This window comes from Furfurilactobacillus sp. WILCCON 0119 (assembly GCF_053471565.1).
In genome coordinates this window covers 332,199-346,237 of record NZ_JBPCCV010000001.1, presented here as the reverse complement: position 1 = coordinate 346,237, position 14,039 = coordinate 332,199, and the positions used below count along the sequence as shown (strand labels likewise).

At 45.3% G+C, this 14,039-nt stretch carries 19 protein-coding genes; 6 read left to right on the top strand and 13 right to left on the bottom strand.

Translation table 11 applies throughout. From position 1 onward, the window contains the following. Window positions 1–2: 2 nt before the first annotated feature. From ACRYI5_RS01900 to ACRYI5_RS01880, 5 genes are all read right to left on the bottom strand, one after another. A complete protein-coding gene (locus tag ACRYI5_RS01900) occupies window positions 3–146 on the bottom strand; it encodes a hypothetical protein (protein WP_448224083.1) in 144 nt (47 codons plus the stop codon). A gap of 138 nt (window positions 147–284) precedes the next feature. Then, the gene (locus tag ACRYI5_RS01895; RefSeq protein WP_407878303.1) at window positions 285–794 is read right to left on the bottom strand and encodes a hypothetical protein; all 510 of its coding nucleotides are present in this window, start codon (window positions 792–794) and stop codon (window positions 285–287) included. Between the two features lie 343 nt (window positions 795–1,137). Then, window positions 1,138–1,353, bottom strand: coding sequence for a hypothetical protein (locus ACRYI5_RS01890; protein WP_448224082.1), 216 nt, complete (start codon window positions 1,351–1,353; stop codon window positions 1,138–1,140). Between the two features lie 97 nt (window positions 1,354–1,450). Next, window positions 1,451–2,236 (bottom strand): alpha/beta fold hydrolase, encoded by a 786-nt coding sequence (locus tag ACRYI5_RS01885; protein WP_448224081.1) that lies wholly within the window; start codon window positions 2,234–2,236, stop codon window positions 1,451–1,453. A gap of 100 nt (window positions 2,237–2,336) precedes the next feature. Next, window positions 2,337–2,672, bottom strand: a complete 336-nt coding sequence (locus tag ACRYI5_RS01880) for a thioredoxin family protein (protein ID WP_448224080.1) — start codon at window positions 2,670–2,672, stop codon at window positions 2,337–2,339. Window positions 2,673–2,799: 127 nt separating this feature from the next. On the opposite strand from ACRYI5_RS01880, the gene ACRYI5_RS01875 reads away from it, so the two are divergent. From ACRYI5_RS01875 to ACRYI5_RS01860, 4 genes are all read left to right on the top strand, one after another. Beyond that, window positions 2,800–3,837, top strand: a complete 1,038-nt coding sequence (locus ACRYI5_RS01875) for a DUF3114 domain-containing protein (RefSeq protein ID WP_448224079.1) — start codon at window positions 2,800–2,802, stop codon at window positions 3,835–3,837. Between the two features lie 148 nt (window positions 3,838–3,985). Continuing rightward, window positions 3,986–4,189, top strand: a complete 204-nt coding sequence (locus ACRYI5_RS01870) for a DUF1659 domain-containing protein (protein ID WP_407878297.1) — start codon at window positions 3,986–3,988, stop codon at window positions 4,187–4,189. A gap of 34 nt (window positions 4,190–4,223) precedes the next feature. Beyond that, window positions 4,224–4,472, top strand: coding sequence for a DUF2922 domain-containing protein (locus tag ACRYI5_RS01865; protein WP_448224078.1), 249 nt, complete (start codon window positions 4,224–4,226; stop codon window positions 4,470–4,472). Window positions 4,473–4,815: 343 nt separating this feature from the next. Beyond that, window positions 4,816–5,001, top strand: a complete 186-nt coding sequence (locus ACRYI5_RS01860; RefSeq protein ID WP_407878295.1) for a hypothetical protein — start codon at window positions 4,816–4,818, stop codon at window positions 4,999–5,001. Window positions 5,002–5,072: 71 nt separating this feature from the next. On the opposite strand, the gene ACRYI5_RS01855 is transcribed toward ACRYI5_RS01860, so the two are convergent. Beyond that, window positions 5,073–5,609 carry a hypothetical protein gene (locus ACRYI5_RS01855; RefSeq protein ID WP_448224077.1) on the bottom strand — a complete coding sequence of 179 codons (537 nt, stop codon included), beginning with the start codon at window positions 5,607–5,609 and terminating at the stop codon, window positions 5,073–5,075. 272 nt (window positions 5,610–5,881) lie between these two features. Then, a complete protein-coding gene (locus ACRYI5_RS01850; protein ID WP_407878293.1) occupies window positions 5,882–6,484 on the bottom strand; it encodes a nitroreductase family protein in 603 nt (200 codons plus the stop codon). 195 nt (window positions 6,485–6,679) lie between these two features. Between ACRYI5_RS01850 and ACRYI5_RS01845 the strand changes: the two genes are divergently transcribed. Continuing rightward, a complete protein-coding gene (locus ACRYI5_RS01845) occupies window positions 6,680–7,426 on the top strand; it encodes a glucose 1-dehydrogenase (protein WP_448224076.1) in 747 nt (248 codons plus the stop codon). Window positions 7,427–7,513: 87 nt separating this feature from the next. Here the strand turns inward: ACRYI5_RS01845 and ACRYI5_RS01840 are convergent, their stop codons facing one another. Together ACRYI5_RS01840 and ACRYI5_RS01835 are read right to left on the bottom strand one after the other, a co-directional pair. Further along, on the bottom strand, window positions 7,514–8,017 hold the full coding sequence (locus tag ACRYI5_RS01840) for a hypothetical protein (RefSeq protein ID WP_407878291.1): 504 nt from the start codon (window positions 8,015–8,017) through the stop codon (window positions 7,514–7,516). Between the two features lie 187 nt (window positions 8,018–8,204). Continuing rightward, a complete protein-coding gene (locus ACRYI5_RS01835; protein WP_448224075.1) occupies window positions 8,205–9,215 on the bottom strand; it encodes a helix-turn-helix domain-containing protein in 1,011 nt (336 codons plus the stop codon). 144 nt (window positions 9,216–9,359) lie between these two features. Here ACRYI5_RS01835 and ACRYI5_RS01830 point away from each other — a divergent pair, with 144 nt between their 5' ends. Continuing rightward, complete coding sequence (locus ACRYI5_RS01830; protein ID WP_448224074.1) at window positions 9,360–9,773, top strand: hypothetical protein; 414 nt, start codon at window positions 9,360–9,362, stop codon at window positions 9,771–9,773. A 359-nt stretch (window positions 9,774–10,132) separates the two neighbouring features. Here the strand turns inward: ACRYI5_RS01830 and ACRYI5_RS01825 are convergent, their stop codons facing one another. The 4 genes from ACRYI5_RS01825 to ACRYI5_RS01810 form a co-directional block, all read right to left on the bottom strand. Continuing rightward, window positions 10,133–11,500 carry an FAD-dependent oxidoreductase gene (locus tag ACRYI5_RS01825; RefSeq protein ID WP_448224073.1) on the bottom strand — a complete coding sequence of 456 codons (1,368 nt, stop codon included), beginning with the start codon at window positions 11,498–11,500 and terminating at the stop codon, window positions 10,133–10,135. 532 nt (window positions 11,501–12,032) lie between these two features. Continuing rightward, window positions 12,033–12,674: a bifunctional 2-keto-4-hydroxyglutarate aldolase/2-keto-3-deoxy-6-phosphogluconate aldolase gene (locus ACRYI5_RS01820; RefSeq protein WP_448224072.1), complete on the bottom strand. Its 642-nt coding sequence runs from the start codon at window positions 12,672–12,674 to the stop codon at window positions 12,033–12,035. Further along, entirely contained in the window at window positions 12,671–13,645 is a 975-nt protein-coding gene (locus ACRYI5_RS01815; protein WP_448224071.1) for a sugar kinase, read from the bottom strand. Before ACRYI5_RS01815 ends, ACRYI5_RS01820 begins: the two co-directional genes overlap by 4 nt. A gap of 45 nt (window positions 13,646–13,690) precedes the next feature. After that, a complete protein-coding gene (locus ACRYI5_RS01810) occupies window positions 13,691–14,038 on the bottom strand; it encodes a cupin domain-containing protein (RefSeq protein WP_448224070.1) in 348 nt (115 codons plus the stop codon). Window position 14,039 lies beyond the last annotated feature (1 nt).

The following is a 14,039-nucleotide window of genomic DNA, read 5'->3' as shown; positions in this document are numbered from 1 at the left end:
TATTAATGACGTAATGACCGTTGCTTAGGGCCCTCTGGTCGCGTCGTTGTTTTATTTGTCGTCAAATGGGCAGTAGATGAATGATTCATCATTTCCCATACGCCACTACCAATTAACACAACAACTAGGATTACAACTGCAATCATCTAAACCCCTCCTGACTAAATTGCCGCTCTTTATTAAATCTAGTGTAGCAATTTATTTGGCGAAGTCGCAATTAATAAGCCTTCTTAAGGTTTATGGCCCTTTCTTTACTAAATCATTATAAATTGATTGCCAACAATCTAGTCCTGACCACCAATTTTGTACAATTCTGTGTCCGCATTGGTGTCTTTCCGCATTTGCGTCTCAACCTTATTGCGTTGTTGTTCAGAATGGCCAATTGGGAAGGCAGCTAAATCAAAGACAATCCGGAAGTTCGCATGAAATTGTGATGCGACTTCATCGTCAAAGTCGTATTCTTTGCTAGCGGCGTTTTGGACGATCCCTTTGACACCCGTTGTGCCAGAACCCAAAGCAACATCCAAATGGTGCCGTTGGTTCGTGCTTAATCCTGGTTGCAACGATTTGTTTAATTTATCAGCGGCATTGTAAACCCGTTGGGCACTTTTATCATCATCATAACGAAACTTCTGTAGCGCAGTTACTAACGCCTCAATGTTTTTGTTTGAGGTTTGGACCCGTTCATACTTTTTGTCCGATAACTGAACCCCTGCGTAACTTTTCCGTCCACAAGCAGTTAAGACCACTAAACACATTAAAACAGTCACTGCTGCCGCAACTTTTTTCCACATAATCCATTCTCCTTATTTCAGCAAACTTAACCCGTAATTCAATTGTACCAGAAATTCACGGTGCCGCTAGTTAAGACCCACAATTACTGATTATTGATTTTAGACAATCAAAATTACTATTAAAATTGGTCTATCGTTTGTATAAGCAAGACTATCGTGTTACAATGTCATTAGTATAGGAGAGGTTTTCTATCCACGATGAACGCCAACTGTGAGCGAGCAGTCGTTTATCATTTGCTGGCGTCCCGTTGAGGACGTCTTTTTTCTTACAATTAATTAAAGCGGTCGGCAATTCCGGAGTCCCTGATCATCCGGTAATTGCCGACCGTTTTTCAATAAAATGCTATCCGACCCAGCCGCAGTGCAAATGGATGTAGCACCGCTTTCCTGCCGCAAAGTCTGCTGGCGATAAATCAAATTCAAACCCACAGTTATCAACGTGCTTAATTTTCATGGGCATCGTCTTATGCCCCGTATACTCAGACGTCCACACATAGTCCTTCCCGTCTGGTGCATCTGCCAATACCTGTTCTGTATAATTCAACTCTGGTTCACTCATGACGAAACACACCCTCCGTGATTTTAAACATGCCTGCCTTCATCTTGTTCAGTATATCACGAGTGGTCACTGAGACAAACGTTTTGCTCAACGGTCCTTAAACAAGCGTCGCCAAAAAGGGCATCAGTGTTTCATTAAACGCGGCACTTTGTTCAGCCATCACAATGTGACCTGCATCAGGGATGATCACCGCCGCGCCCCTTGGCGCCATCGCCGCCACAACAGGGGCAAATTCCGGATTGAAATACGGCGACTTGGCACCCGCAATAACCAGTAGTGGCACGGTTAATTGCCGAATAACATCGCGCCAGTCAGCGAACGCATGATCGAATAAAAAGGGTTCATTTATGGCCGCGTCAAACGGATGGGTTGCCGCTACCTGTTGCACCAGCGCATACGTATCGTTGTCAATGTGCTTAAACGTCGCTGACCCTAACGGCATCCGGAAGTAATCTGGAAATTCCGCCCACGTCACATCCTTAAAGCCATACGACCACCCCGGTTCGTTAATCATTTTTGGACTCTGATCAACGTCGATAACGGCGGCAACATTCTCATCACCAAATAGTGAGAGGTAAGCAAAAATGGTTGCGGCGCCCATTGAATTCCCCAATAAGATGACGTTTCTCAACGCCAATTGGTCAATGATTTCCGCCAGATCCATCCCGTGACGGCTGATTCGGCACCCCTTACTTGTATGCTGCGAGGTACCTTGATTTCTTGCATCCACATTAATGACCCGGTAACCTGCTGCCACTAAAACGGGCACTTGTGCACGCCAAATTTCTTTAGCACCGCCAAAGCCGGTCAAGATGACAATTGGTTGCCCGCTCCCCTCATCTGTATATGACAATCGTACGTGATCACTTGTTGTAAAAAACATTCCGGCACCCCACTCCTATTTTCACTTAGCATACCACACGGTGCGCGTTGAAATAAAAAAGTCACCCGGCAAATTAGCTGGGTGACTCTGATTTAGTCATTTATGCTGGTTGACCTTCGAGTGTGTTGATGAAGCTTTCAACTTCTGCACGGGTCTTCCGGTCTGCATTGGCAAACCGGCCAAGTTCTTGACCATCTTCAAACGCAACAAAACTTGGAATTCCCATTACACCAAGTTCTTGAGCAAAGTCCAAGTTAGCATCACGGTCAACGTGTAACCATTGGTACTGATCATATTTACTTTCAATATCTGGCATTACTGGCTTGATAAAAGCACAGTCCGGGCACCAGGTTGCGGTAAAGAATAGCATTTTCTTCCCGGGTTGTTTAATGGCCGCAGCCAATTCTGCATTACTTAAATTTTCCATTGGTGTCATTGTTGTGCCCTCCATTAATTTACTTACTATTTTATAGTGTTCTTTCAAAATGTCAACCATTGTCAGCGTTTATTTTCCGTCACCCACGATTATATGTTAACCTTACGCTAAAACGGAGGACTTTCCTATGGTTCAACACAAAACTTTAGTTTCACTCATTCAACCGCCCACCAGTCTTTCCGGTGACGCCATGCCACAGTATGTCAACGGAACCTTTGACCTGCTCACTCAATTAGCCGATCACCAGCGATGGGATGAAGCCGCCCTCACGGCACTTGCCAAACGAATTGCAACCACCGTCAACGACGCAAACGTTGTCACAGGGTTCAGTGACTGGCAGGCAAGCAGCCGGACCGCTGGCGGGGTGCTCTTCAAAACCTTGTTTACGGCCAGTACACTCCCTGCCAGAGATAAATTAAACCGGTTGTTCACGGGGCTTGGCGCCCATTTGAGCACGACGACCGGTGATCTGATCAGTGATAATCCGTTTGCCGATGACCTTGCCCCAAATGATCCGTTTTGGCACGCCCTGGCCCAAACAGTCCGGGCCGCATATCCATCAGGACTGGCCCAAGACGATGCAAATGTCCGCATGACCCACCAGTTGCGCTACGTCATTGATAATCATAACGTTGCCTTCATCCGCCAACACTTTGGCAAAGACGAAACAACCGATCTCGGCGCCCTGATGGCCTTTGACCGCGACGCTCGTCGTCATGGTCAAGCCGCCACAACGGCCAGTTCGTCACGATTACACAACAAGCAACCAGAAACTTTAGTCCGCGGGGTCCTCCCCGCACTGCCAATGGCTAATTTTAAACGGGTCATCAATTTTCATAGTGAGTTCATCATTACGACAATTCCCGTCCCAACGTTTTTAACGGTTCCGTTGGCCACGATTGCTAATGTGAATGACGTCCCGGCTTACGTGCGGGCCCTCCCACTGGCGGAACGAAATGCCCTCGTCAACGGGGCTTCATTTAATTATGCCGACAGTAACGACCATGGTGAACCAAACAGCGTTCATGATCTCTTTGACCTTCAGTACGGCGATAACGACCCCATGGTGCGACGGTTGGCCTTCAAGCCCTACGTGAGTCCAAAAGTTGAGCCACGGGCAATCACCATGCTACAACAACAATACGAAGCAGGACTCGAACAATAACCGTTTTGATCAGACACGACGCCAGTTGCTTTAGACGTCGTGTTTTTTATATTTACACTTTGCCGTGGTTCAATCGTTACTATTACTGTAAGCGTGGCCACACTTGCAATCCATCACCCACTCACCCACAAGGCAAAGGAGACTTCTCATGGCTCAAAAATGGCTTAAAAGCACCGTCCAATTCGAACTAACCGGCGATAGCCACCCTGCACCACTGAAACGGAGCTACGCTGGCGTTAGCCAATCGGCAACGGATGCTCAGTTACGTCAATTTGGTCAGGCCATCGCGTCACTGTCAAATGACCAGGTCACGGATACCACCATCTTATCCAAGCAAACGCTGACTGACTAACCGCTTTCGTTCACATAAAAGGAGGAGCACCCACATGAAAGAGCTTAACTTGAAATTCAAAACAGCAACCGGTAAGACAGCCCGGCTCAAGTTGCGGACCGTTAACGAATCGTTGACCCCGGAGGTCGTCAAGACGGCCATGGCAAACATGATTGCTGCCGGCATCATCGTGGATAAAAACGGCCAGTTGCTATATGCAAAGGCCGTTGGCGCACACTATAGTGAAACTGTCACCACCCCCATTTTCGATGAGGAACCCGCATCTGCCACCACAGCACACTAACATCAACCTACTGACGGCCGCCGACACTTACTGTTGGCGGCCGTCTTTTTTTGCCAGGAGGCTCACATGTTTAAACAGATTTGTGTATCACTACTATTATTAGGTTCTGGTTGGTTTAGCCACCAACTTGTGACCTCAGAGAGCTTTCCCATTGAGCACAGCTGCCCATGTCAGAGCAAAATGGTCGACATGCCCAACCAAATTGAGGATAATCAACTCAGATGAATCACTCAATTTATAAATTTTTGACCTATTTTGACTTTTCGCAATGCTATTGATTGACCATACGGTTAAAAGATGGTATTTATAAGGAGTAATTTTATTTTCAATGGAGGGACCTGTTATGGAAACCGAAGAACACCGCAATCTCATCACAACAAAATTACGCCGGCTATTTACATCAAAGCCAGCCGTTAAGCAAGATCGGGCTGTCCTTGTACCTCAAACCGTCCGGCCTGAAAACACTCGGTTCGATCGGTCCTTAGCAAACAGCTTGCTGAGCTTACAGTTTGCCCGGATCAATAATTAATCAACAATTAAATAATCGGCGTCACCCCACTAACTGCTGTGGGGTGACGCCGATTTTCGTTTATAAACAAATTAATTTGCGATTTCCAGGGTTGTTGCAACCACTGGTCTGATCAATAACGTCGCCACTAAGTCAATCTGTTCGGCAACACTCATTGTCTGCCGGGCGACCCGCCGCTGTTCATCCGCAATTTCGATCAGCGCGCCTGACGGTAACGACTGAACTTCATATAAAAACGTAAACTGAAGGCCATTTTGGCGAAGTCGTTGTGTTAGTGCCGGTGCAAACGGAACTGCCGCAATGACAAGTCGTTGTAACGGGCGGTTGAAGTGGGCTTGGACCCATAACGCCGCCTTTAACCAGCTGCGACTCACGTGGTCTGAAACAGCCAAATACCACATCTCGACATCAACCAGTGCTTGGGCCACAAATAGCAAGTCCGTTGGGTCACCAATCATGACCTCAAGGCCCTTTTGCCGCCAGCTTCGTGCAACCCGTGGATCAGCAGTTGCCAAACGGAAACGGAACCCGCTCCCAAATTTCTGGAGTCGGTCCACTAATTGATGCACGTTCGTCTGGTCATCAGCCACAATCAACAATGTTCGCATGATCGATTCCCCCTAACATTGTCGTTTAATTACTATCATTATACCGATTTAACCAGAATTTTTATAGACCAAAATGACATATTACAAAATTAAATTGTTTACAATGCTTTATCAAAGTGGTTCTTAATCCATTAATCTCAGCAACAAAACTATTTAGTTGCTAGGATAATCATCCCGCTTAAAAAATAGACCAATTTACCGATTTCAGCACTAACGTTTGGTTTATAACGCAAAGGAGCAACCGACCCAATTGTCGATTGCTCCCTTTTACATTAGTTAAAAATCTTGAAACGGTCGTCCGTTGCCATGTAATCCTTGTCTTCAGGCATGGTTTCAACTGAACCAAATGGCATTTCACTACGCAACCGCCAACTAGCTGGGATGTTAAAGGCTTCCTTGATGGCGTCATCAATCAATGGATTGTAATGTTGAATTGAGGCCCCAACACCGTTTTCAGCCAAGGCTGTCCACACTGCAAATTGAGCGTTCCCAACGTGTTGTTCAGACCAGTCACCAAAGCTTTCGCCAATCGCTGGGTACTGTTCAGCCAGGTTAGCAACTGTGTCCATTTCTGTGAACCATAACAGCGTGCCGTAACCGGCCTTAAATGAGTTTTCAATCTTTGCCTTTGTACCTTCAAATTGATCTGCTGGTACGATCTTTTCCAAGGTGTCTTCAACAATTTGCCAAACCTTGTTGTGTGATTCACCATAAGCGAAAACGACACGGGTTGTTTGGCTGTTAAAGGCAGATGGGGCTTCCTTCACAATGTCCTGTACGATCGTTGTCAGTTCATCTTGAGATAACTTAACATCCTTCCCCAAGTTGTAAACTGAACGCCGTTGCTTCATCAAATCCAATAAATCTGTCTTCATTTTCCTGTTCCTCCGTTACTTGCTCCCGTTCGAGAGCGGGTTATGTATGTCGATGAGATTACTTTACCCTACTTATGAAAAGTAAGCAAGATAAATTTAAAATTTATTTTTTGTGAATTTATTCCCATTCTCAGCATAAATCTGCGATAATAAAAGCGGTTACACTAATCACTTACAATTGAGGAGGATTTATTCATGACAGCACGGTTAACGGATAAAGTCGCAATCATCACCGGTGGGACAAAGGGTATTGGGCTCGCGTGTGCCGCCGCTTTCTTGCGTGAAGGCGCAAAAGTGGTGATTACCTCACGCAATGACGCGGATGGTCAAGCAGCGCTTGCCGGCTTGAATGGTGGCGATAACGCCATCTATTTACAACAAGATGCAGCAGACGAAGCACGGTTTAAACAGGTCATTGACGAAACGGTGGCCGTTTTTGGCAAACTTGACGTCATCGTCAACAACGCCGGAATCGCCATCGCAAAAGATGTTGAACACACAACTGCCGAAGAATGGCACCAATTAATGGGGATCAACCTCGATGGTGTCTTTTACGGGACAAAGTACGGCATGATCGCCATGAAGGATCACGGTGGTTCCATCATCAACATGTCTTCCATCGAAGGCTTCATTGGTGATCCTCAACTGGCCGCTTATAATGCCTCAAAGGGTGGCGTTCGGCTGTTCAGTAAGTCAGCCGCATTGTACGCCGCTCAACAAAACTACGGTGTTCGTGTTAACACGGTCCACCCTGGTTACATCAAGACACCATTGGTTAATGCGCACCCTGGTATGGAAGAAGCGCAAGCGAAGTTAACGCCAGTTGGCCACATCGGTGAACCTGATGATATTGCCAACATTTGTGTTTATCTTGCTTCAGATGAATCGAAATTTGCAACTGGCTCAGAATTTGTCGTTGACGGCGGATACACAGCTCAATAAACAAAGCGCCAATAAAAACCGGACGCAGTGGATGTAATAATTATCCATTGCGCCCGGTTTTTTTGTTCTTCTAATTGTCAGTAAAAGCTATTTCCCGTGACCTGCCAGAATTGCCATGGCCAACCCAGTGCCAGTTAACAGGCCTAACGTTGGCCCGACCGTCATCACAAATCGATCATCAGTTCCCGGTAATTGCCGCAGGGCCAATAACGGCTGCGTTACGCCCGGTGCAGTAATGGTAAAGGACGTTTCCCCAGGGCCTGTCGTTAATTGATAGTATTCATTCTTAATGTTAATCAGATACCCGGCCCGAAAATTATGTGTCACCACCACCGCAACTGGCTGATGATTGACCGAAATCCGGTACTTCGCGCCCAACCAGCGCACTTTTGATTCGACCAGTAAATGATTCTCCATGACCTGCATTTCGTCATGAATTGGCAGTGACACCAGCCACCCCAAAAACATGTTCCACGTCCCGATTAGCCCGTGGGTTTCAACGCACCCAAGAACCTGACCGTCTTCCCCACTCAGGACAAACCGTTGGTGGTGCTTTGCGTTTATCTGCAATTGTGTCGTGATTGTTGCCACTAGTCGTTCACTCCCATTTCAAAGCCACTATAATAGTTTCCATTATAGAAGAAATTTCTCAAGATAACCGGAGATTTTCAAAAAATGCGTGACCACATTCATAAACGCGAAACCACATGCACAAGCTTATCTCGCTTAAAGCCCCACCCCCGAGATGACCAAAAACCTGCAACGGCTGCCACGATTTCTACTGCTCCTTTATCTGCAACTGTCGTTCTTCCCGCTTAAACTCAAGTGGGTTCATTCCTATCTGTTGACGAAAGACTTTGGCAAAGTGGCTTTGATCACTAAAGCTAAGGTCATAGCAGACCTCAGCGACCGATTCTGTCATTAACAGTTGCTTGGCACGCTCAATTTTACACTTTGTTACATATTGTTTAAGTCTCCAACCTGTTTGTTGATGAAAGTGCCGATTTAAATAGTCCGCAGAAACACCTAGGTGCTGCGCAATTTCAGAAATTAATAAGCGCTCGGTCAGGTGTTCTTTAATATCGGTGAAAACTTCGTTAACCAATCGATCACCAACATGTTGTAAAGACGTGTCAGCGGCAACATTCATCTCTGTAACAAGTTGCCGCGTCAGTTTTCTAGCATCATTGCCCGTTCGCAAGCGAATCCACCATCGATGAACTTGGTTTGCCACATGCTTCAATCCTTGATTAATTCGTAATTGCTTCCCAAAGAACAAACCAACCGTTAACGACAAACTAACAAGATACTCCTGAGTGTTAGTCGTTTTCATTAACTTTCTTTGAAAAATTTCTGCCATTAGCGGCCAGTTTTCAGTCGCAACAGCTTCAGCCGCAGTAATAACCTCAGCGTTATTTTGATCTTGCACCGTGGTCTTTATTGTCACTGAACTAACCACGGGTACTTGTCCCAAAATTCCAATGTATAAGCATAGTGCCGCTAAATGAATCTGCCACTCCTCTATTCCACCATGTGAAATGCCACATAGAATTTGCCCGGATTCTTCCATGAAACAAAATCCCTTACGCTGATTTGCCGCCACATTCAGGAGGATCACTTGTTTCTCACTAACATCTCTGTGTGCGACTGTAATCATTTCTTGGTCGCCTTCATCAATTTCTCCTCTCAACAAAACTTTAGATACATGACCTGTTTGATCAATTTCAAACAATTTGAATTTCATCAATTTAGCGATTTCATTTTTCAAATCTTCCCGTTTTTTATCCATTGTTCTCCACCTACATTTTCAATCGGAATTTAACTGATACATCGGTTTTTTAATATCTACTTTTGTCCTATTGAATTAATGTAAACCTAGTTCCTGAAAACAAGTGCTTTAATGAATCGTTACTAAGTTTGGGAGGAAATGATCATGTTTAATGTAAATGAAGCCCGTTCAAAACGAGCAAACAAGCAACTTGCCGTTAAGCAAACTGTAGAAACGTATTTCGCCACAATTGGGAGGAATATGGACGCAAAAAATCTAACCGAATTATTTTGCACTGAATCCTTCTTTAGGTTCAATGGCCATGAACGGGCTGGTCAAGCAGCCATTCTCGAAATGATTCAGTCGTTCCTAATAAATCCACAAACACTGGTTACCATGACAATTGACGTACCGACCTTTGACTTAGTGGCACTTGTTCATGGTCAAGTTTTAATTCACGGCATCGATAATGAGCCAGAACCTTACAACTTCACCATGACACTCATTTCAGATTGCCTGATTAAACACCAGAATAATAAGCGATGGCAAATTCACCGCTTAAATTATCAACGTTTCTAACCATCTTTGTTTTAGCGTACAATGATAACTATTTAATAAAACAAAAATGGCCGACAACCACCACTAGTTGTCGGCCATTTGCACGTCTTATGCTGATTTATGTCAGGTTAATATTAAACTCTACTAAAATGTTAGTCATCGTCGGTAGCTTTTAAATTATTTTATTTAATTGTGGGCACCTGTGAATAATTGGTTCATAGCATCGTTCATATCAAAGACGGCTTCACCACTTAATATTTAGCAATTATTTTTTTACTTCATAATTATCTTTGGTTACAGTAAAGCCCCCGAAACTGGTTTTTATCCAATTACGGGGGCTTTGTGATATGCCGTTTCTTAAATTTGATTGGAGATAACTATTATTCTAACGGTTCGACAGCATTCATCATAAAGGAAAGCATTTCACTGGAAACTGGATGTGTATACGTCATATGAGCCAACACGGTGTAAGGTAAGTGTTCTTTGATTACGAGTGCAATCAAATTGATCATTTCCTCTGAATGCTCAATGTACAATGTCGCACCAGCAATCTGATTTGTGTCCAAATCGATCAATACTTCCATAAACCCATCGTTATTACCCGTGATTCGTGCACGTAAGGTGTCGGCAGCTGTCATCCGTGCAATCCCAATTTTTCGATTGCTTTTTCTTGCTTCATCGATAGACATCCCAATAGTCGATAATGGTGTATTTAAGAAAACGGTCCTCGGAAAGACATCCTGTTCCTCGCTGACACTGCTGGTTCCATCACCGTAAACATAATCTGTAATAATCCGATTATCGGATAGAGAGATGGAGGTTAACTGGGGCCCACCTTTGACGTCACCTTCAACAAAAATACCAGTAGCATCCGTTTCAAGATGATCATCGTGGCTGATTTTTCCTTGAACAACGTGGACATCTGTCTTCTCCAAACCAAGCCCTGAAATATTGGGTTTACGTCCTGTTGCAACAAGAACAGCATCAGTCGTGAGTAAAATGGGTTCTGCGCCATGCAATGTTGCAGAGACCTCTGTCCCAATGTCTGCATCATGAATGTTATCAACAACCGCATCCGTTACAATCCTTACACCATGCGACTCCAAGCTCTTTTGAACTGCATTTGCCACAGAACGTGGACTTCTGCTCATAAATTGACTAGCAGATTCAACCAATGTCACTTTAGATCCAAAATTACTATAGATCGTCGCAAATTCAAGTCCAATTGCGCCAGCACCAATAATCACAAGCCGCTCCGGCAACTCTCTTTCATCCATCAGCCGTTTGCTATCATAAACATGTCGGCTACCAGCAAGACCAGGAATATCCGGAATAATTGGGACAGATCCGGTGTTTATAATAATCCGTTTCCCTTCGTATGTTGTATCAGTACCATCCGGGAAAACGACCTTAACGTGTTGATTATCAATGAAAGAACCGGTTCCGTTAATAACATTGGTTCCCCCATCTGCAATCATATGATACCCATAATCCCGCAGACTTTCGACCGTCCGATCTTTATCAAGAATGGCCTGTCGATACTTTTCACGGGGTAAACCGTTCTGTTGCTGCTGTGATAAGAAAAGTAGCTCCTTTGAAGGAATACAACCTTCTGTAAAGCATGTACCACCATATTTAGACTTATCTGCTTCTATACTGAGGACGGATTCGCCATGCTTCCTGAATGTGTTAGCAAGAACCTTTGGGCCTTGGCCGAAACCAATAAAAATATTGTCATATTTTTCCAAGATTTTTCCTTCTTTCTATCATCTTGGCGACACAAACGACCATATTTCACAACATCAAAGTTACTTAAACACCGGCATTGTATGCGCATTTACCTATTTATGCAAGTTAAAGGTTCACACAATTAAAAATATCTTTCTTCCTGTAAATCATTATGCAGTTAACAAATTAGGCGGCCATTCTTCGGACCATTAAGCCCAGTAAATCTTACAGCCCGTGATCAATTAACTTCTTGCGAATCCACACCAAACGCATGGATTCCTTTCGCCACCGACGACCTTTTGACGGCACCCCCATGATCCACTTTATAGCTAACAACACGATCTCCATAAATCATGATTGGAACAAATGGATGAGAGACTCCAATAACGATCGAATTTAAATGAAACTAGGCGGTAAATCGCCGATTCAATATCGACAATTTACCGCCTAGAAAACAAAATATTCACGTTAACTTTTGAAGTACGCCTCAAAAACTGTCATCGAAGGCTGAATCTTTATATGAGCAACCCTAACCGCATGCGTCTTCGCTCCCTATTGTTTAATCCGTTGATATTCTGCGATGTAAGCAGCCGCATTCTTTGTCACGCCATCAAAGTCATCCTCTTTTGCGGGGCCGACCAAACCACCACCGGCGCCCACAACCACGGCCCCCGCCGCAAACCAGTCGGCCATGTTTGCTACATTGACCCCACCAGACGGCATGACGTTAATGTATGGGAACGGTCCCTTAAATTCGCGAATGGCCGCTGGCGTTGCCAAGGAACCCGGAAACAGTTTGACCACTTCAGAACCGTACTCCATGGCCGTTTGGGCTTCTGTTGGCGTGAAGACCCCAGGAATGTACGGAACTTGGTATAGGTTACACATCTTTGCCACATCACGGTCAAACGTCGGACTCACAATAAACTGGGCACCACCGATAATGGCCAACCGGGCTGAGGTTGCGTCAAGCACCGTTCCCGCCCCGATCACTGCGTCTGTTCCGGCATACTTCGCCACTAGTTCTGCAATGACGCTGTCTGCGTGTGGCACCGTGTAGGTGAGTTCAATTCCCTTTACACCGCCTTTAATGACCGCATCCGCAACCTTAACCGCTTTTTCAGGCGTTTCTGCCCGGACGACGGAAATAACCCCGACGTGAGCAAGTTTATTCAATAATTCTGCGCGTTTCATAAACGTACGCCTTCCTTTGCCTTTTGTGATTGATAAAATGTTTCTAATTGTGCCGGAGTTGGATAACCGTCATTATCACCAGGTGCTTGAACCGCTAACGCTCCAACAGCGCAAGCCCGGTTAATCGCTTCTTCCAGTGATTTTCCTTCAAGTAAGCCGGTGATCAACCCGACGGCAAACCCGTCACCTGCGCCAACCGTGTCGACCACATGATCCACTGTGAATCCAGGTACCATGAACGTGCCCCCGTTGCGCTGTTTGACAAAGGCCCCCGCCGTGCCCAGTTTCACGATGACCGTGTCAGTCTCCACACCCTGGTTTAGGTAAAAGTCCGCAATGGCTTCCGGTTCCCGTGACCCCATGAGAATCTCACCTTCATTAATTCCCGGCATCACGATGTTCCCGTGACGGGCTAGTTCATTGGTCACGCGAATCATCTCTTCTGTGGAATCCCACAAGGCCGGCCGCAAGTTTGGATCAAACGTTACCATTATGTCCGCATCATTTAACCGCTGATTCAGTTTTTTAAACGCCGCTAAATCTCCCGCCGAAAGTGCCGCAAAGATTCCGGATAGGTGCGCCAATTTGACGTCACTTAAATCAAGTTTCTCAACTTGCTTGATGTCAAAGTTTGCAGCCGCAGAATTTTTCCGAAAGTAGTGTGTGCTGGGATCACCGTGTGTCACCCGCTGTTTCAGGTAAAATCCCGTCCAGAAAGCAGCGTTTGTTGTCAGATAATCTGTATTAATCCCCTCTTTATGGACCGCATTAATAATGAACTGGCCAAACGGGTCACTCCCCACCGCCGAAACGTACGCAGCATCGTGATTCAGCCGGGCAACACCAACGGCGACGTTTAACTCTGCGCCCGCCAAAAACTTCTCAAAGTGGGTTGCCTCTGTTAACGTTACATCTGGATCTTGTGCCGCTAAAACGGCCATGGGTTCGCCAATCGTGAGAAATTCACTCATCTATTTCATCTCATTTCCATGTTGATTAATCATGTCCTAAGATCCTTATTTCAGAAAATCGTCTCGTTGGGGCGTGAAGCAATCGAGCACTTGGCTATCATCTTCCAACGGAATGCAGCCGTGTTCGACGTTTGCTGGGAAGTAAATGCTATCGCCCACGTGCACTTCCTGCACTTCTGTGTGGTCTGGATACATAATTTCAAACTTAAATGCACCCTTCAAAACATAAGTCACCTGTTCATGAACATGGTGGTGTGGTGGGATCACGTCGTTTGGCGTTGCGTTTTTAAAGTACACACGTGCGTACATTAGCCCACCTTCATGAGCCAAAACTTTCCGTGTCGAGTTGTCATCAATGGTGTCCATGTTAATGTCGTCAATTTTGTAAAACATG